This is a genomic window from Trinickia diaoshuihuensis, from assembly GCF_003390925.1.
Classification (GTDB): Bacteria; Pseudomonadota; Gammaproteobacteria; order Burkholderiales; family Burkholderiaceae; genus Trinickia; species Trinickia diaoshuihuensis.
This window is the reverse complement of the sequence record NZ_QUBS01000081.1, coordinates 82,400-100,706: the sequence shown is the minus strand read 5'-3', so window position 1 is coordinate 100,706 and position 18,307 is coordinate 82,400. Positions and strand designations below refer to the sequence as shown.

General features: G+C 63.0%; 14 protein-coding genes. 7 read left to right on the top strand and 7 right to left on the bottom strand.

Annotated features, from left to right (window positions below; translation table 11 throughout):
• The first annotated feature begins 22 nt into the window (after positions 1-22).
• Positions 23-604, top strand: a complete 582-nt coding sequence (locus DXT59_RS18735) for a nucleotidyltransferase domain-containing protein (RefSeq protein ID WP_116138362.1) — start codon at positions 23-25, stop codon at positions 602-604.
• A 565-nt stretch (positions 605-1,169) separates the two neighbouring features.
• Positions 1,170-2,396, top strand: a complete 1,227-nt coding sequence (locus DXT59_RS18730) for an MFS transporter (RefSeq protein WP_116138361.1) — start codon at positions 1,170-1,172, stop codon at positions 2,394-2,396.
• Positions 2,397-2,430: 34 nt separating this feature from the next.
• Here the strand turns inward: DXT59_RS18730 and DXT59_RS18725 are convergent, their stop codons facing one another.
• The 5 genes from DXT59_RS18725 to DXT59_RS18705 form a co-directional block, all read right to left on the bottom strand.
• Positions 2,431-3,267, bottom strand: coding sequence for an inositol monophosphatase family protein (locus DXT59_RS18725; protein ID WP_116138360.1), 837 nt, complete (start codon positions 3,265-3,267; stop codon positions 2,431-2,433).
• On the bottom strand, positions 3,264-4,337 hold the full coding sequence (locus tag DXT59_RS18720) for an ABC transporter ATP-binding protein (RefSeq protein WP_116138359.1): 1,074 nt from the start codon (positions 4,335-4,337) through the stop codon (positions 3,264-3,266). The genes DXT59_RS18725 and DXT59_RS18720 overlap by 4 nt, the downstream gene beginning before the upstream one ends.
• Positions 4,334-6,508, bottom strand: a complete 2,175-nt coding sequence (locus DXT59_RS18715) for an ABC transporter permease (RefSeq protein WP_116138358.1) — start codon at positions 6,506-6,508, stop codon at positions 4,334-4,336. The genes DXT59_RS18720 and DXT59_RS18715 overlap by 4 nt, the downstream gene beginning before the upstream one ends.
• A 9-nt stretch (positions 6,509-6,517) precedes the next feature.
• Positions 6,518-7,543: an ABC transporter substrate-binding protein gene (locus tag DXT59_RS18710; RefSeq protein WP_116138357.1), complete on the bottom strand. Its 1,026-nt coding sequence runs from the start codon at positions 7,541-7,543 to the stop codon at positions 6,518-6,520.
• Positions 7,544-7,749: 206 nt separating this feature from the next.
• Positions 7,750-8,847 carry a LacI family DNA-binding transcriptional regulator gene (locus DXT59_RS18705; RefSeq protein WP_338065181.1) on the bottom strand — a complete coding sequence of 366 codons (1,098 nt, stop codon included), beginning with the start codon at positions 8,845-8,847 and terminating at the stop codon, positions 7,750-7,752.
• A 245-nt stretch (positions 8,848-9,092) separates the two neighbouring features.
• On the opposite strand from DXT59_RS18705, the gene DXT59_RS18700 reads away from it, so the two are divergent.
• Genes DXT59_RS18700 through DXT59_RS18690 form a run of 3 tightly spaced genes read left to right on the top strand, consistent with a single transcriptional unit; the run spans position 9,093 to position 12,930 of the window.
• Positions 9,093-10,295 (top strand): porin, encoded by a 1,203-nt coding sequence (locus tag DXT59_RS18700; protein ID WP_240324573.1) that lies wholly within the window; start codon positions 9,093-9,095, stop codon positions 10,293-10,295.
• A 45-nt stretch (positions 10,296-10,340) separates the two neighbouring features.
• Positions 10,341-11,726: a histidine-type phosphatase gene (locus tag DXT59_RS18695; RefSeq protein WP_162878135.1), complete on the top strand. Its 1,386-nt coding sequence runs from the start codon at positions 10,341-10,343 to the stop codon at positions 11,724-11,726.
• Between the two features lie 58 nt (positions 11,727-11,784).
• Positions 11,785-12,930, top strand: coding sequence for a porin (locus tag DXT59_RS18690; RefSeq protein ID WP_116138355.1), 1,146 nt, complete (start codon positions 11,785-11,787; stop codon positions 12,928-12,930).
• 35 nt (positions 12,931-12,965) lie between these two features.
• Here DXT59_RS18690 and DXT59_RS18685 read toward each other — a convergent pair whose 3' ends face one another.
• Complete coding sequence (locus DXT59_RS18685; protein WP_116138354.1) at positions 12,966-13,907, bottom strand: LysR family transcriptional regulator; 942 nt, start codon at positions 13,905-13,907, stop codon at positions 12,966-12,968.
• Positions 13,908-14,088: 181 nt separating this feature from the next.
• On the opposite strand from DXT59_RS18685, the gene DXT59_RS18680 reads away from it, so the two are divergent.
• Positions 14,089-15,600: a CoA-acylating methylmalonate-semialdehyde dehydrogenase gene (locus DXT59_RS18680; RefSeq protein ID WP_116138353.1), complete on the top strand. Its 1,512-nt coding sequence runs from the start codon at positions 14,089-14,091 to the stop codon at positions 15,598-15,600.
• Between the two features lie 239 nt (positions 15,601-15,839).
• Complete coding sequence (locus DXT59_RS18675) at positions 15,840-17,408, top strand: pilus assembly protein (RefSeq protein ID WP_116138352.1); 1,569 nt, start codon at positions 15,840-15,842, stop codon at positions 17,406-17,408.
• Here DXT59_RS18675 and DXT59_RS18670 read toward each other — a convergent pair.
• Positions 17,405-18,295, bottom strand: coding sequence for a phosphatidylinositol-specific phospholipase C (locus DXT59_RS18670; protein ID WP_162878134.1), 891 nt, complete (start codon positions 18,293-18,295; stop codon positions 17,405-17,407). The genes DXT59_RS18675 and DXT59_RS18670 overlap by 4 nt on opposite strands.
• Positions 18,296-18,307 lie beyond the last annotated feature (12 nt).

Below are 18,307 nucleotides of genomic sequence, written 5' to 3'. Positions count from 1 at the left end.
TATATTGCACATCTGAACTACGATGAAAAATGCGATGCTCAGTGAGCTATTCGGCGGAGTTCAACGCTTTGCCTTGCTTCGCTTACTCTATCGTGACCCGACGCGGAGCTACACCACGCTCGAGCTTTCCCGGATGGCCGGCGCGGACCGAGGCAACGTTTCTCGATGGCTCCGTAAGTGGTCGACAGTCGGCCTGGCAAAGCGGACTGAGCAGGGCTTGCACATCACTTATCAGGCAGGTGATGACCCACTGCTTTCGAGCCTCACTGAAATAGCGCGTAAAAGCGACGAGATACTTGATGACATTACGCATACGCTACCCGACGAAGTGGAGGCGGCGGTGGTATTCGGATCCGTTGCCCGAGGGGAAGAATCCGCAAAGTCGGATGTCGATGTGCTGGTATTAGGAAATGGTTTGAGCAGCCTAAAGATTAATGCGCGGTTGAAACCCGTTGGCCGAAAGCATCACCGTGAAATTCACGCCACCGTTGCGTCACGCAGAGAATTCGAACAAAAGCTAGCCGCCGGCGAAGGCTTTGCGAGCAACATTGTCTCCCGCCCCTTTATCCTGCTAAAAGGAATCTTCGACTATGCCTCTTCGTGACCCCTTATCACTAGTTCGGGACCACCCCGAACTGGTCCGCCAAGAGCGCACCCGGAATTCGGCAGACAATTCAGTCGCAGTTACGAGCGGCAGTTCAGAAATTCCACGACGCCCGGCACAGTGGCGTATCGGGCCCAACCAGATTGGATGCGGCTTATGACGCGGTTTTGTTCTGTGCGCTAGCGGTCTTCGTTGCGCAAGGTTTCCGAATCTCGTCAGGGTTAGGCCATCACCGTATCGCCTTGGAAGGACTGGCCGCGACACTCGGCTTCGGCAGACGGCACGATGAACTCGAGACGCTGCTGGACCTGAGCAACAGCAAATAGGACGGATTCGATTCCGTTGATGAACAAACCTTAGGCGACGCATTGCAACTAGCGACCGACGTTCTTTCGTCCGTATCGGAATGGCTCAAGCAAAATCATCCCGATCTGGTCGGGACTACCTGACCGCAGTCGGCCACCCCCCGCCTTCCCCTGTCTCCGCCCCACCCAAGCGAAGTTTTCGCCACGCCACTAGAATGGCTGCTTTGCGCGTAAACCCCACTTGATCATGGCAGTTGGCAATGCACCACATTGAAGCAGCAAAGAGCAGAACGGCTTGGGTTCTTTTCGCCTTGGCGGTAGGCGGCTTCGCGATCGGCACGACCGAATTCGCGACCATGAGCGTTCTGCCCCTATTCGCCCGAGGGCTCGGCATCAGCGCGCCCGTCGCCGGGCACGTGATCAGCGCGTATGCGCTGGGGGTCGTGGTGGGCGCGCCCGCCCTTGCCGTACTCGGCGCGCGGCTCGATCGCCGCGACCTGCTCATCGCATTGATGGCGCTCTTCGTCGTGGGCAATACACTTAGCGCGCTCGCGCCGAGCTATCACTGGATGCTCGTCTTCCGTTTCATCAGCGGATTGCCGCACGGCGCTTACTTCGGCGTGGCCGCGCTCGTGGCCACTTCGCTCGTGCCAGAAAATCGCCGCACCGTCGCCGTGGGCCGCATGTTCCTCGGCCTGACCGTGGCGACGATCGTCGGCGTCCCCTTCGCGAACTGGCTCGGCCACGCGATCGGCTGGCGCTGGAGCTTCGGTTTCGCCGCCTTCATGGGCGCCGCCACGATGACTTGCGTGCGGCTGTGGGCGCCGTCCACGCCGGCCGCGGCCGGTGCGAGCCCGCTGCGCGAACTCGGCGCGCTCAAACGTGCGCAGGTCTGGTACACGCTCGGAATCGGCGCAATCGGTTTCGGCGGGCTCTTCGCCGTGTACACGTATCTCGCCAACGTACTCGCCGCCGTCACGCATGCGTCGGTCGCGACATCCTCGCTCGTGCTCGGCGTCTTCGGGGTCGGCATGACCGTCGGCAATCTCATCGTGCCGACGTTCGCGGACCGCGCCGTGATGCGCACGGCGGGGCTGCTGCTGGTCTGGAGCGCATTGACGCTGCTCGTCTTTCCGCTGGCTGCTCCGAACGTCTGGACGATCACCATCGACGTTTTCTTGATCGGCGTAGGCGGCGCGCTCGGCACCGTCTTGCAGACGCGCTTGATGGACGTGGCCGAAGACGCACAGGGGCTCGCGGCCGCGCTCAATCACTCGGCGTTCAATACGGCCAATGCGCTGGGGCCGTTTCTCGGCGGCCTGGCAATAGCAGGTGGGTTCGGCTGGACCTCGCCGGGATGGGTCGGCGCCCTGCTCGCATTGGGCGGCCTAGGCGTCTGGGCCATGGCCGGGGCCGCGCAACGCGGCGCCGAGAGGCGCGCGCGGCAATCGGGCCGCACGGCTTGCCTCGAAACGCAGGGACGATAGGCAAGCGAGGCGTGCGTTGCGGCGATCGTGGAACTCACCCCGCGCGAGTGGTCCCTTCGATCAAACCGACCAGATCCGAATAGAAGCCCTCGCTGGCGGCGATCACGGGATTGCCGCGCAGCAGACCGCGCTCTGCCAGAAAGTCGTTGACGGTGCCGCCGGCCTCGCGCACGAGCACGAGACCCGCCAGGCAATCCCATGAATTGATGTGCGGCTCGTAATAGCCGATCAGCCGGCCGGCCGCTACATAGGCGATCATCAACGCGCCGGAGCCGTTTCGAACGAACATGCCGCCTTGCGTCAAGAGCCGTTCGAGAAACGGAACGAAGGCGTCGGTTTTCACGCGGTGCGAGAACCCCACGCCGAGCACGCCGTCGCGCACCGAGCGCGCATCGCTTGCACGCATGCGCGCCGCATTCACCCAGGCGCCACGGCCTCGCGCCGCGTGGAACAACTCGTCGCTATTCGGATCGTAGACGGCGCCGATCGCGGGCTCGCCGTCGATGAGCACGCCGATCGACACGCACCAAGCATGCATGCCGTTCAGAAAGCAACTGGTGCCGTCGATCGGATCGACCACCCAGACCACGCGCTCGTGCGCAATCCCCTCGCCCACTTCGCTCGCCGTTTCCTCGCCCAGGAACGCATCGCCGGGAAAGGCCTCGCTCACGGCGGCGCGCACGAGCTGCTCCACCTCCCGGTCGGCCACGCTGACGACATCCTGCAGTCCCTTATGTTCGATCGTCAGCGTGTCCCGCTTGCGCCACATAGACATCGCGCGCCGCCCCGCCTCGCGCGCGATCCGGCATGCGAGCGCATAGCGTTGGTCGATATCGATTTGCTCGCCCGCGACGGCTGTCACCTCGCTCATGCGTGCGCTCCGACGATAGCCGCGCCGTGCGCCTTGAACCGCAACGCGACCTGCGCGCCGCGCGGAAAAGTTTGATCGAGTCGATGACACACCACGAATAGCTCTCCAAGTTGGGTTTGAACGGTGTATTGCATTTCCCTGCCGAGATAGATGGCCCGGCTGACTTCGCCCGTGACCAAGCTGCCGGTCTCGCACGGCGCAAGCTCGATCGCCTCGGGACGCATGGCAATGCGCACCGCGCCGGTACGCGTGCCCCCGTAGGGCAGATCGATCTGCGCCCCGCTCACGGCGCAACGAGCCGTCTTGCCGTCGGCCACGCGGATCTCGCCGTCGACGACGTTGGCATTGCCGATGAAGTCGGCCACGAACTCGTCCGCGGGGGCCTCGAAGATCTCGCGCGGCGTACCTTGCTGCGCGATCTTCTTGCGATTCATGACGACAATCTGGTCCGAGATGGCGAGCGCTTCTTCCTGGTCGTGCGTCACATAGACCGCCGTGAGCCCGAGTTTCACCTGCAAGTCGCGGATTTCGTCGCGCACGCGGGTTCGCATCTTCGCGTCCAAGTTCGACAACGGTTCGTCGAGCAGCAGGATTTCCGGTTGCAGCACGAGCGCGCGCGCGACCGCCACGCGTTGCTGCTGTCCGCCCGATAGCTCGCTCGGCGAGCGCGCGGCCTGTTCCGCCAAACCGACGAGCGCGAGCGCGTCGTGCGCACGCTCATGCGCCTGCTTCTTCGGCACGCGCGCCACCGTAAGTCCATAGGCGACGTTCTCCAGCACGCTCATATGCGGAAACAACGCATAAGACTGGAAGACCATACTCACGTCGCGCTCCGCCGCCGACAGCTCGGTCACGTCTCGCCCGCCGATCCGAATACGCCCTTCGTCGACGCGCTCGAGGCCCGCGATCATGCGCAACGTCGTCGTCTTGCCGCAACCGCTCGGCCCGAGCAGCGTGACCATGGTCTTGGGTTCGATGGCGAACGTGATGTCGTCGACGGCGATGCTCTTGCCGTAGCGCTTCGTGACTCGCTCGAAGGCGAGCGCACCTCGTTGTTGCCCGTTGTTCATGCCGCTTTCTCCTTCAACACCGCGGGGCGCTTGCCCGCGGCTTGTACACGTGTCTGGGCCCGCAGCCGCCGCACGCCGACGAAACGCTGCACCAGAAGAATCATCATGAGCATGACCACGACGAGCACGCTCGCATAGGCGATCGCCGTGCCGTAGTTGCCGTTCGACACGAGCCCGATGATGTAGGACGTGGCCATGTCGTAATTGGCGCTCACGAGGAAAATCACCGCGCTGACCGACGTAATCGAGCGCACGAAGCTATAGACGAGTGCCGATGCGAGCGCGGGCCGCAACAACGGCAAGATCACGCGCCGGATGGTGGTAAAGCTGCTCGCGCGCAGCATGATCGAGGCTTCGTCGAGGCTCGCGTCGAGCTGGCGCATGGCGGCGATGCCGCTGCGCAGCCCCATCGGCATGTTGCGGAACACGAAGCACAGCACCAGAATCGCGCCGGTCCCCGTGAGCTCGATCGGTCCCGCGTTGAACGTCAGCAAATAAGCAATGCCGATCACGGTACCGGGAATCGCGAAGCTCAGCAGCGTGCCGAATTCGAAGAGGCGCTTGCCCGCGAAACGTTGCCGAATCAGCAGCCAAGCGGCGAGCATGCCCACGAGCGAGGTCAGCGGCGTGGCGATCGCCGCGATCGCGATCGTCGTGAAAAAGGACGGCCACGCCTGGCCCTGCCAATGCAACCCGCCGGCATGGCTCGTCACGGCGAAAGCGTCGAGGTAATGCGCGAAGGTGAGGCTATTGTCCACGCCCCATACCTTGATGAACCCACCCAGCAGCATCATCGCGTACACGACGACGGTAAACACGAACCACGGCGCGGCCACGCACCACAAACCCGCTTGCAAGCGCGGATCGAGCGCCGCGTGGGCGCCGCTATCAGCCTTGCCCGATACGGTCACATACGACTTGCGGCCAAGCCAAAGATTCTGCAAGAGAAACGCGCCGAGAGCGAAGGCGAGCAGGACGAGCCCGAGCCCCGCCGCGCGACCGGGATCGTTCTGCGCGCCCACCACCGAAAAATAGATCTCCGTCGAGAGCACGTGGAAATTGCCGCCGAGCACGATCGGATTACCGAAGTCGGCCATGCTCTCGATGAAGCACAGCAGAAACGCATTCGCGAGACCGGGGCGCATCAGCGGCAGCGACACGGTCACGAAGGTCTGCCAGCGCGATGCGCCGAGCGTTTGCGACGCTTCCTCGAGCGACGGCCCCACGCCCTCGACGACGCCGATCAGCGTCATGAAAGCGATCGGCGCGAACGCGAGCAGTTGCGAGAGCCACACGCCTGTCATACCGTAGAGCCACCGGCCCGGTGCCACGCCGAGGAGGTTCGCGACGAAAAGCGTCAGCACGCCATTACGTCCAAGCAGCAAGATCAGCGCAAGCCCGAGCACGAACGGAGGCGTAATGATCGGCAGCACCGCGAGGCTGCGCAGCAACTTGACGCCACGCGAGCGTGTCCGCGTCGCGAGCAGCGCAAACACCGCCCCGAGCGCCACGGCACCGCTCGCGCTCGCAAACGCCAGCACCGCCGTATTCCACGCCACACCGCAACTGCGCCCCCCGAAGAGGCAACCGAGCCCCCAGACGCTGCGCGACGCAATGCGCGGCGCGACGGCGGCGAGCGAGAAAGCGCCGTTCATGTCACGAAAAGCATCGAGCAAGATATTGCCGACCGGCCAGAACACGAAAATGCCGATCAGCGCGACGACGATACCGATGGCGCCAGTCACGAACAGATCGCCTCGGCATGCGCCCATTAAAGCAGTCCCGCTCGTCGTCGCGACGATGAATACCGCCGCCGCCGCGAGTGCCCCCGCGCCGAGCCCGGTCGGAAGGTTCATCCCCGGTCCCCACGCCGCCCACGCGAGCGCGGCGAGTCCGGCCGCGCCCAGCGCGGCCCAAAGCAAGCCGAGCCGCCGCCGCGCGGTCACGCAAACCAGAGAGAGTGCAAGCAGCGCCAGAATCGCAAACATGGCCGTTACGGGTATTAGCCCCCAGCGCCAAGCCTGCAACAAAGCAGGCGCTCCCGCGCGCGTGCCGTAAACCGCGGGCGATAACCAATGCAGCGCGAACACGCCGCCGTCCTGCTGGTACCACGGCAGTGCCGCCAGCGCGAATGCGCCCGCCGCGAGCCACATCGACAAGATCTTTTTCATCTTCGCCAATCAATTGCCGTGAGAATAGATTTCCGCCGTCCAACGCTGCAGCAAATGCTTGCGTACCTGCGGCGAGCCGTACTTGGCGAAGTCGTAATCGATAAGCTTGATCGATGCGAGGTTCGGCGCCTGCGGCGGAATCTTCGCCGCGACGTTCGAGGGAATCTGATAGGCCTTCGCCTCGATCCCGGCGCTTTGGGTGTCGGCGCGCAGCGCGAAATCGTAGAAGCGCTTCGCTTCCTGCGGATTCTTGGCGCCGGCCACGATACTCATCCCGCCGATCTCATAGCCGGTCCCTTCGCACGCCGGTCCCACGGCGATCGGAAAACCCGCCGCTTTCTGTTTGATCAAATCGTGCATGAACTCGATCGCGACCGTCGATTCTCCGCGCGATGCGGCCTCGCCCGGTGCGACGCCCGTATCGGTGTACTGACTGATGTTCGCGTTCAACGCGCGCAGATACTTGAAGGCGTCGTCCTCGCCGAACAATTGGACGAGCGTCGCGAGCGCGACATACGACGTGCCCGACGAATTCGGATTGGCGATCTGAATCTCCCCCTTGTAGGCGGGATTGAGCAAATCCTTCCAGCATTTCGGTACGGGCAACTTGCGCCCCTTCAGTTCCGTTTCGTTATAGCCGATACCCAGCACGCCCTGATAGATGCCGACCGAACGATACTGCGCAACCTTCGCGAACGACTGCGCCCACGGTTGCAGATGCGGCAGTTCGGGCGACTGATACGGCTGCGTGAGATTTTCGAAGGCCGCTTGCAGATGCGCGTCGCCCGAGCCTGCCCACCACACGTCCACCTGCGGATTCTTCGCCTGCGCTTGAATCTGCGCGAAGCTTTCACCGGCGCTCTTGCGGATCATCGACACGTCGATCCCGCTTTCCTTCTCGAAACGCGTCTTCATCAATTGACACCATTCCAAGTCGGCGGAACACAACACGTTCAGCTTCCCCGCCGCATGCGCGGCCGAGATCGTTCCACAAGCGAAAAGCACGGCGACGCAGCGTCGCAAGAGCGGTTTCATCCGATTGTCTCCATTTATTTGAGTGGCGCGGCCGCCATGTCCCTAACGGACAGCGACCACCCGGCCGGACCGGGCTGCCCTGCGTGCTCGGCTCCGCATATCGTCGAAGTCGTTTTGCACACGAGTGCAATTTAACACCAAGTGAGACCGGGTTCAACAGCGGCTCGAACCGAATCGGGTGGGAAAACCGAAAAAAACGTAGGGGCTTACCCCGACAATACGCCCGCGCTGTCTCGCTCGATCAACGCGACGGGTACCGCGCGCATCCGCGCGGGCATATGGAAGTCGGCCATGCGTTCGACGAGCACTTGCACGGTCTGGCGCGCGAGTTCCTGGACGTTCTGGGCGACCGTGGTCAAGCGATAGCTGTCCAGCGCCGCGTGCGGGATATCGTCGAAGCCGACCACGCGTAAGTCTTCGGGCACGCGCCGGCCGAACCGGTGGCGCGCGGCATCCATGAAACCGAGCGCGATCATGTCGGTTGCGCAGAAGACGCCGTCGGGCACTCCGCGCGCCCGGTTCAACAACTGATTGGCCGCCTGCTGACCGCTCTCGTAGCTGTCGTTGGGCGTATTGCAGATCTCCGTCTCTCCGCGCTTGCCGGGCAACGCCTTGAGCGCGGAGACGAAGGCATCGCAACGCGATTTGCCGCTGAAATTCGACAAATGCGGCCCGACGAAAGCGAATCGCTTCGCGCCCGAATCGACGAGCCGCTGCGCCGCGAAGCGTCCTCCACCCTCGTTGTCGCTATTGACGACATCGGCGCCGTCCAGTTCGGCCGCGCGATTCACCATCGCCACGGGCACGCGTCGATTCAGATACTCGCGCGCCAGCGCAAGCGGCGGCGCCCCCGAAGTCATGATGACGCCGGCAATGCGATAGCTCAGCAGGATTTGCAGCGAATGCGCGATTTGATCGCTGTCGTCGGCGTTCATGAGAATCGGCAAGAACCCATGTTCGCCGAGGTAATGCGCGATCGGCGCCAGAAGCTTCACACGAAACGGATTGTCCAGACCCGACGTCACCACGCCGACGAAACTGCTTCGGCCTTGGATCATGTTGCGCGCGTTGTAATCGACCTGGTAGCCCAGTTCCTCCGCCGCTTTCATGATCCGCTCGCGCGTCTTGCTCGATACGCTCGCGCCCGGCGTGAAAGCGCGCGAAACGGCCGATCTCGACACCCCCGCCAGACGGGCCACGTCCTCGGCCGTCGCCCAGCTTTTATCCTTGTCCTTCTCGCTCATGTCCTCGCGCACCTTCGTGGCGCTGCCTGTGGTCGTGGGCGATAGCTTATCAAAAGACATGCGCCTCGCACTCGTGTTCATTTCTCGATGCCGGTCAAGGGGAGCGCGAGGCCCGTGTTTACCCGCGAATTCGGGTAATTGCCGATCCCAACGGCGGCTTGACGGGTTGAAAGCCTCTCGGACTTGCTCGAATATTGCACTCGTGTGCAATCAGAAATGCGAGTGCACCTCGAAACCGTCGCTCGAGCGGGCGGCGGCAAACGCGGCCTCGAGCGCCGCGATTCATAACGATCGGAGACGTTTACATGTCGATGCCTCACCCCGCGCGCATTCATGGCGCGCAACCAGCCCTACGCTGGCTCATCCCCAGCCTTTTCGCACTGGGCGCCCACGCCGCGCTCGCGCAAAGCGCGGTCACCCTCTACGGCGTCGCCGACGACGGGATCGCGTACGTCAACAACTCGCTCGGGGCATCGCGCACCTACCTGCGAGCCGGCAATCTCTCCACCTCCAAGTTCGGTTTGCTAGGCACGGAGGATTTGGGCGGGGGCCTGAAGGCACTATTCCAACTCGAAGCGGGCTTCGACATGAATACGGGCGCCAACTCCACGTCGGGGTTGCTGTTCAACCGCCAAGCATTCGTCGGGCTCAAGAGCGACCGAGCCGGCCAGCTTACGCTTGGACGTCAATACACTCCGTATTACCTGTTCCTAGGCCCCTATACCGGTAGCAACTGGTTGACGGGCGCGACCGGAGCGCATCCCGGCGACATCGATGGACTCGACAGCAGTTTTCGCATCAACAACTCGGTTTCGTATGTTTCGCCGACGATTGCCGGGGTGACGGCTTCGGCCCAATACGGCGTCGGCGGTATCGCGGGCAGCATCGAGCGCGGTCAGTCGCTCAGCGCCGCGGTGCGCTATGCGGCAGGTCCCATCGGCATCGCCGCGGGCTACCTGAAGATGTACAACACCGAACTCGCGAGCGGCTTCGACAGCGCATCCACCGCTAGCATTCCCACTTCTGCCGTCAATGCCGGATACGTCTCGGCCCGCAGCATCCAACATTTCGCCGTTGCGGGAAACTACACGATCGGCGATCTCGTGCTCGGCCTCAACTATTCGAACGTCAGGTACGCGCCGGGCGGGCGCTCCCTCTTCAAAGACACGGCGATTTTCAATACCTATAGCGGACTGGCTTCCTACAACTTCACGCCCGCCTTCTCGCTCGGCGCCGGATATTCGTACACGCTGGCATCCAAAGCAAACGGGATCCGCTCGGCCGCGCGCTATCATCAGGTCTCGCTGAAAGAGGCATACAACCTTTCCAAGCGAACGACGCTGTACGCATTGCAAGCCTATACGCATGCGAACGGCCAGACACTCGGGGCAAAGGGTGCGGCGCAAATCATCGATGCCGCCGCGCTCGCCGGAGATTCACAAAACTCCACTCCATCGTCGACCAGCAACCAGGTGGCCGTCATCGTCGGCATGACGGTACGTTTCTGATCGCCCATTATGTTTAGACTAAATTGCAATCGAGTGCAAAAAAGAATGACGAATCCACTGCGGAGCAGCTCGTCGACGGTAGGCTTGCTAGGCGGGCTGGCTCTCGCCGCAGCGCTAGCAGCGGCGCCGGCCGCGACATATGCCGATACGGTGCGAGCGCCCAACGGGAACGCCGCCGCGAGGCCGGCATGGCAGCTCGAATCGGTCGTCATCGTCAGCCGTCACGGCGTGCGCTCGCCCACGAAGACCAAACCGCCATTGGAGATGTTGACGCGCAAGCCTTGGCCCGCCTGGCCGGTGAAGCCGGGCGAGTTGACCGCGCGGGGTGCGCACTTGATCGGCCTAATGGGCGATTACTACGGCGCGTGGCTGAAGCAAGAGCGGGTATTGCCGGAACACGCCTGCCCGGCACCGAACGAAGTCTCTGCTTGGGCCGACGTCGATCAGCGCACCCGTCTAACCGGCGATGCCTTGGTCGATGCGATCGCGCCGCACTGCAATCTGCACGCGGCTCACGAGCCGGAGCTCGATGCGGATGATCCGCTCTTTCATGCGACGGAGTCGGGACAATGCAAGCTCGACCCGGCCACGGCACGCGCGGCGATCGACGCCAGGTTCGATGGTCGAGGGCTAGACGCCATTGCCGACCGTTATCGCGCGTCGCTGGAGCGGATGGACGACACGCTCCAGTTTCAATCGAGCCCCTATTGTCAGCGCGATCAGCAGGCAACGAATTGCCGTCTGCCCAGCCTGGTCAATCGCGTGCAAATCGACGCGACGGGCCGGCATAGTCGCCTCGACGGGCCGCTCGGCATTGCGTCGACGGTCTCCGAGGTGTTCTTGCTCGAATACGCCCAAGGGATGGCGCCCGGCGAAGTCGGGTGGGGCACCATTCACAGCGGGGAAGATTGGGCGCGGCTACTCGCGGCGCACAATGCTCAGTTCGATCTGATGGCGAAAACGCCCTATCTTGCGTCGCGCAAAGGCACGCCGTTGATGGCCGACATCCTTGGCGCCCTCACCCAGGCCGCGACGGGTACCCCGGCGTTCGCGACGCACGCGCCGGCCGGCAACCGTGTCTACCTGCTCGCCGCGCACGATACGAACTTGGCCAATCTCGCGGGCATGCTCGGGCTCGACTGGACGTTGCCCGATCAGCCCGACGACACGCCTCCCGGCGGCGCGCTCGTCTTCTCCTTGTGGCGAGACAAGGCCAGCCATAGCGATTTCGTGAGCGTCGAACTCGTTTATCAGTCGCTCGATCAATTGCGCGAGATGAAAACCCTCACGCTCGCCGCGCCGCCTTCCCGGCTGCCTCTGGCGCTTCCCGGTTGCGGTGATGCCGCCGAAGGCACCGCTTGCCGGCTCGACCGGTTCGTCAGCATCGCCCGCCAGTCGTTGTCACCCGATTGCCTCGCCCAACACGAGTAACGCATGGCGGCGCTTGCAGCGCCGCGCATAAAAAAAGCCATCCTCTAGGAGACATTGCATGAAGACGACTGGACGGCGCCTGCTGGCAGCAGGCGCCGCGGGTCTGCTCGCGCATACCGCCCATTGCGCCCCCCCGCGAGACTCTGCCGATTACGCCTCGACGACCGCTCAAGATCCGGACATCGGAAGCTTCAACAATACGGCCAAGCACGTGCCCGATATCTCTTCGCTACTGCTCTACGGCAAAGTCGAAACGGGCTTCATGCTCGGCAATTCCGATGCCGGCCAGAAAAATCGCGAGATGTGGAACGGCACTTCGTATTGGGGGCTGCGAGGTACCGAATCGCTCGGCGGCGGCACCGTCGCGTTCTTCTTTTTGGAGCAAGGGTTCAAGCTATTAAGCGGCAAGGGACCGTCGGGCGGCCTCGAATGGAGCAAGGGATCCTATGTCGGCCTAGCGAACCCGGCGTTCGGGCGGCTCGAACTCGGCCGCATGCACAAGCCCGATTATTGGGCTTATGTGGATTCCGACCGCAACCTCGATTTCAGCGATTCGAGCCTTGCGGCCATCAAGCTTCAATACGACACCGTGCTCGGCTACGACACTTACACCGACTACTTCTCGAACGGCGTCTACTATTCCACGCCGCATTGGCGAGGGTTCAGCGCCGATGTTGCCTACGGGTTTTCGAACGTCGCCGGTTTTCAATCGCTAGCGGGCCGTCAGATCGGGACACGAATTCGCTACGCCGTCGGGCCGTTCAAGTTCAACGTGGCCTATAACGACTACGGCTACTACGCGGATAGTAAAACCTCCCTATCGTCCAGTTGGAAAACCGAACTCGTCAGCCTCGCTTACAAAGGGTGGCGCGGCATCGAAATAGGCGGCAACTATATTCACGCCCACCGCACCGGAGATAATTGGTTCGCCTCGTCTTGGCAGATCAATGCAGGCATTCCCTTGGGGGCCTATGACATCAACGTCGGTACCGCACACGTCAGTCAACGGGGCGACCGGGTCACTCAAAGCTATTCGCTGAACTACGCCTATCATCTATCGCGCCGAACGACCCTTTTTGCCGACGCGCTCTACTACCACAACAATCGCGACGGGACCGTCGGCGTCGGGGTCTTTGCGAACGATTCGGTCGCGCCCGGTTACGCGCCATGGGCACTAGGCGCCGGGATCAAACATAAGTTTTGAAGGCGCTTGCCCCACGGCGAGGCGACGCTCCAGCGCTAACCTAGCGGAAAACCGTCTTTGAACGTCTGCCGCAAGAAATCGATAAAACACTTCACCGAGCGAGCCACTTGCACGCCGTAGGGGCGCAATACATGCAGTTGCGACGCGAATGCGCCGACCGGACGCCAGTTTTCCAATAGGACTACGAGCTTGCCCGATTGCAATGCCGACTGCGCGGTGAAGTCGGGCAACAGCGCAATGCCGAGGTGCTCGAGCGCGGCGTCGCGCAACGCTTCGCTATTGTTGGCCGAGAGCGGTCCGTTGACGGTAACGTTCACGCGTGCGCTCGCGGCGCGTCTGCCGATTCTCTCGAAGGACCATACGCCGGAGCCGACCGGGCGCGGATAGTAAAGACAGTCGTGGACGGCGAGATCGTCGGGCGCCCGCGGCACGCCGCGCTGCTCAAGATATGTTCGCGTTGCGACGATCACCGACCGCGTATCGCAGAGCTTCCATGCCACGTGCGTATCGGGCACCTGCGCGCTATGCCGGATAGCGAGATCGAAGCCCTCGCTGGCAATCGAGCTCAAACGATCCGACAGTTCCAGTTGCACCCGCACTTCCGGATACGCGCGCGAGAACTCGGCAAGGCGCGGTACGAGTTGCTGGCGCGCGAATGCGACCGGCGCCGTCACGCGCACGGTCCCGCGCACGACATCGGCCAGCTCCCGCACGCTGGCGAAACTGGCTGCGATGCGCTCGAAGTCCTGACGGGTTTCATCCACCAACCGTGTACCCGCTTCGGTGAAGCGCACGCTGCGCGTGGTGCGCTGCACCAGCACCACGCCGGCCGCCCGCTCGAGCTCCGCGATGCGCTGGCTCACCGCCGCCTTGCTTACGCCGAGGCGCGCGGCCGCGGCCGTAAACGTGCCTTGCGCGGCCAGCACGTTCAACCAGTGCAGATGCGTCCAAAGCGCTTCGACTTTTTCGGTGTCCATCCGTTCGATTCCCAAGGCTCGCATGCCCCGGACCGAGCAAAGAACCGTGACCGGGCATATTTAACCGCTACATCATAACGATTGTTCGCTATAAAAAACAATCAATTCAGCGCCGGGTGCTTTGCATACCGTCTTTCGGTTCTTACACTGCACTGTATGAACTAACTCGCCAGGAGACGGCATGCAACCCTATACCGATTCAGCAGACGTGATCCACTTCATTGGCGGCGGGACCGTACGCGGCGCCGGCGACCGCACGCAGCCCGTCTTCAATCCCGCGACAGGCGCCATCGCGCGCCGCCTCGTACTTGGCGAAGTGGCCGACGTCAATGCGGCCGTGGCCAGCGCGAAAGCGGCTTTCCCGGAATGGCGCGACACGCCGCCGATCCGGCGCGCGCGCATCATGCTGCGCTTCCTGGAGTTGATGAACCAGCGCAAGGACGAACTCGCGGCGATCATCGTCGCGGAGCACGGCAAGGTGTTCTCCGACGCGCAAGGTGAAGTGGCGCGCGGGATCGACGTCATCGAATTCTCGGCCGGCATCCCGCAACTGCTCAAGGGCGACTACACGGAACAAGTCTCGCGCGGCATGGACAATTGGACCGTGCGTCAGCCGCTCGGCGTCGTCGCCGGCATCACGCCGTTCAATTTCCCCTGCATGGTGCCGTGCTGGATGTTCCCCGTGGCATTGGCGGCCGGCTGCACGTTCGTGCTCAAGCCGAGCGAGCGCGACCCTTCGGCATCGCTCTTCATGGCTCGTCTACTCAAGGAAGCCGGGCTGCCCGACGGCGTGTTCAACGTCGTGCAAGGCGACAAGGTCGTCGTGGACGCCCTGCTCGAGCATCGCGACGTGAAGGCCGTCAGCTTCGTCGGTTCCACGCCGATCGCCAACTACATCTACGAAACGGGTGCGAAGCATGGCAAGCGCGTCCAGGCGCTGGGCGGTGCAAAGAACCATATGGTCGTCATGCCCGACGCCGATCTCGATCAAACGATCGACGCGCTGATCGGCGCCGGATACGGCTCGGCGGGCGAACGCTGCATGGCGATCTCGGTTGCCGTGCTCGTGGGCGACGTGGCCGATAAGATCATGCCGCGTCTCGCCGAGCGAGCACGCCAACTCGTCGTGAAAAACGGCATGGAGCCCGATGCCGAGATGGGCCCGATCGTCACGCGGCAGGCGCTCGAACGCATCGAAGGCTACATCGCCACGGGCATCGAGGAAGGGGCGACGCTCGTCGTAGACGGCCGCGGCCTGAAGGTACCGGGCCATGAGAACGGCTTTTTCACGGGCGGGACGCTGTTCGACCACGTCACCCCCGAGATGCGCATCTATCGCGAAGAGATTTTCGGGCCCGTGTTGGCCTGCGTGCGCGTGAAGGATTTCGCCGAAGCAGTCCAACTGATCAACGACCACGAATTCGGCAACGGCGTGGCATGCTTCACGCGCGATGGCAACGTGGCGCGCGAGTTCGGCCGGCAAATCGAAGTGGGGATGGTCGGCATCAACGTCCCCATTCCCGTGCCGATGGCCTGGCACGGCTTCGGCGGGTGGAAGCGGAGCTTGTTCGGCGACATGCACGCGTACGGCGAGGAAGGCGTACGCTTCTATACGAAGCAGAAGTCGATCATGCAGCGCTGGCCGGAAAGCACCGAAAAAGGCGCCGAGTTCTCGATGCCTGTCGCGAAGTAAATCGCCGCCGTCGTCCGCTATCACGAGCGCACCGATTCCCGCCTGGGATCGGTGCGCTTTTTCGTTCCCGTGCTATGTCGCACTCCCTTAACAAAACCCGTTCATAAAGACGGTTGTATTGCCGCGGCAGCACTGATAAACCATGCATCGTTGCACACGTATGCAACGCGCCGCCGTGTTTCAACTGAATTCAACCGAATTCGATCGAATCTCAACCGAAACGAACGATAGGGATCCCCATGGCACGCACGTCAAGGAAACAGCCGTCAACTGGCAATCGCAGAACGTTCCTCAAAGGCAGCGCCGCACTCGCGCTCTCCCCCGTCGTCGGCGCGCTTTCCGCGTGCGGCGGCGGTGCGACGGATACCGTGGCTTCGGCCTCCGGTGCGCGCGCTCGAACCGCGATGGCCACCAGCCTCGGTGTATTCGGGCGTTCGATGACGATCAACCTCGCCAATCGCATCCCCGATTTGACGCTCGCGTTCGGCAATGCGTCGAGCCAAAGCGGGTCGACGCCGCAATCGTCAGCGTCGCTGGCCGCGCCGGGCCAAAGCATCACCGTGAGCGCTTCGAGCAACGCGTCCGATTGCACGGGTTCGTTTAGCTTGTCGGGCGGCGCCGCCGCATTCGCCGTCTCGTATGTCCACCCGTTCGGTTCGGGCGCGACGACAGTCGGTGTGTCGCCATCCTCCGGCTATATCGCGGGCACCGACGCCGCGACCTACTCGGGCCACGCCGCGACCGCGAACGTCAATCTCTATCGGGCCGTCCCGGCAACGGCAGGAGGCTTCGTCGTGCCGCTCGGTCTGCTCGCCGCGAACGCCTGGAACAATTGCCAGGACTTCGCGAACAGCATGTTCGGCGGCAACGTGCGCACGGCGAACGTCATCCAGTCGGCGTATCAAAGCACCGGCGCCGCCGGGTTCGTTCCACCGGCGGACTTCACGGGCAACCAGATGGCGTCGTTCGTTGCGCAGTGGACGAGCCGCTGGATTAACGGCTCCGGAAACTCGGTGGTTCCGAGCGATGACGCGCAACTACTCGACGCGCTCAAACGTTACGTGACGAATGCGGCCAGCAATGGCCCACTCACGATGTGGGTGCCGCAAATCGCCTATCAAGCGGGGACGAGCCCCGCCGCGTTCTACCTGAGCGGATACCGGGCATTTCCTTTCGTCGATGCATCGGGCAATTGGATCGCCGACAGCGTCTCCGCCTTTCTCACGCTCTTCGCCGCGGGCTCTCATTTGGTGGCGATCAGCGCCACGAGCGATATTCCCGCCGGCGTCTCGGTCCAAGCGTTCGACGACTTCATGGGGGCGAGCGGCGTCTCGACCTCGGCCGACATCGGCAATTCCCACTACGCTTCGGTAGTCAACACGACAGGCCGGTATTACTTGAGCGTCGGCAGCGACTTCGCGCCGGCCAATTGCGGCCTGATTCTCTCGTTCCTTTATGGGCGTACCGTCAACAATGCGCTCGCCGGCGCGGGTGCGTACAACACGTTCATTCAGTTGGAAGGATGGCAAGCGGGCGGTTCGCGTCACAATGCCGATTACGCGACCTATCAAGCGACGCTCTGGAACATTTCCACTTTCGGCGCGTCCCCCTACAGCGAGAAGCGCGCGACATCCGTCTTCCTTGCGCCGGCGGGCTGGACGCCGCAGGTCTATCAGACGACCCGGATGATGCCTTACGTCGGCGCCTACGCGCAGTCGAACGGCTCGCCGCAGCAGTGGCTGAACACGGCGCTCGTTTCGATCCCGGCCGATGCGCCGCCCCTGCCCGCTCGTTACGTGGGCGGCTAACCGGCGAGATCGGCATTACACGCGATTAGCCGGCGAACCAGCGACCAATCCGACCAGTCGCAAAAGTCGAGCATGACCGTGCCGCACGCTTGCCGGCGTGCGGCGAGCCGCTGCTCGAGCCGACCGTGGATTCCCGCGACCGTCTCGTCGCCATGGGCAACCCAATGAGGCGACGCGCTCATGCCCGTGCCGCTGCAAAAATTCAGTACCCACCGCGCGGCCGCTGCGTCGCACGCACTGTCGAGCATCGACTCGATGGCACGCCATTTGTAGTCGATCGATGCGCGGACCGGTACGCGAAACTCATCCTGGATCGCGAACGGCGCACTTGCTTCGTCGATCGTGAAAGTCGAGTTCTCCGGCCATGCGGTCAGATCGATGCCGAGCGGCCGATCGCTCGCGAAGCGGCGCAGCAACACGACCGAGCCGCGTGCGGCGTCGAGCGTCGGCACCTCCGAGGAAAGGTGCCAGCGCACGCTCGCGCCATGTGCGACATAACGCTCGAACGTTTGCGCGAACGCGCGGCTGCACGCTCGCGCCTGCCATTCTTCCTTGATCGACATCACGATACACTCGCGCGGATGAGCGGCCAGAAACCGCCTGCAGGTATCGAGCACACTGTCGAAGCTCATACCAAGCGAAATGCCCGCGTGGTAAATGGAGAATGTGTCGTTTTCATGACGGCATCGAATATCGAGCACGCGCACGCCGTTGTTCAATTGCGCTTCGAGCGTCGCGTCTTGCGTGCGCGCGAGCGCGTCATCCACCGTGTAAGCGCAGGTGTCGTGGCTGCCGGGCAGCGATAGCGCATGTAACTTACGATTGCCGGCTATCGACGACATCCAGTCGGCTGGAGAAACCGCCAATGCGGTCAAAAAGTCTTGCATAGAAACGATAGT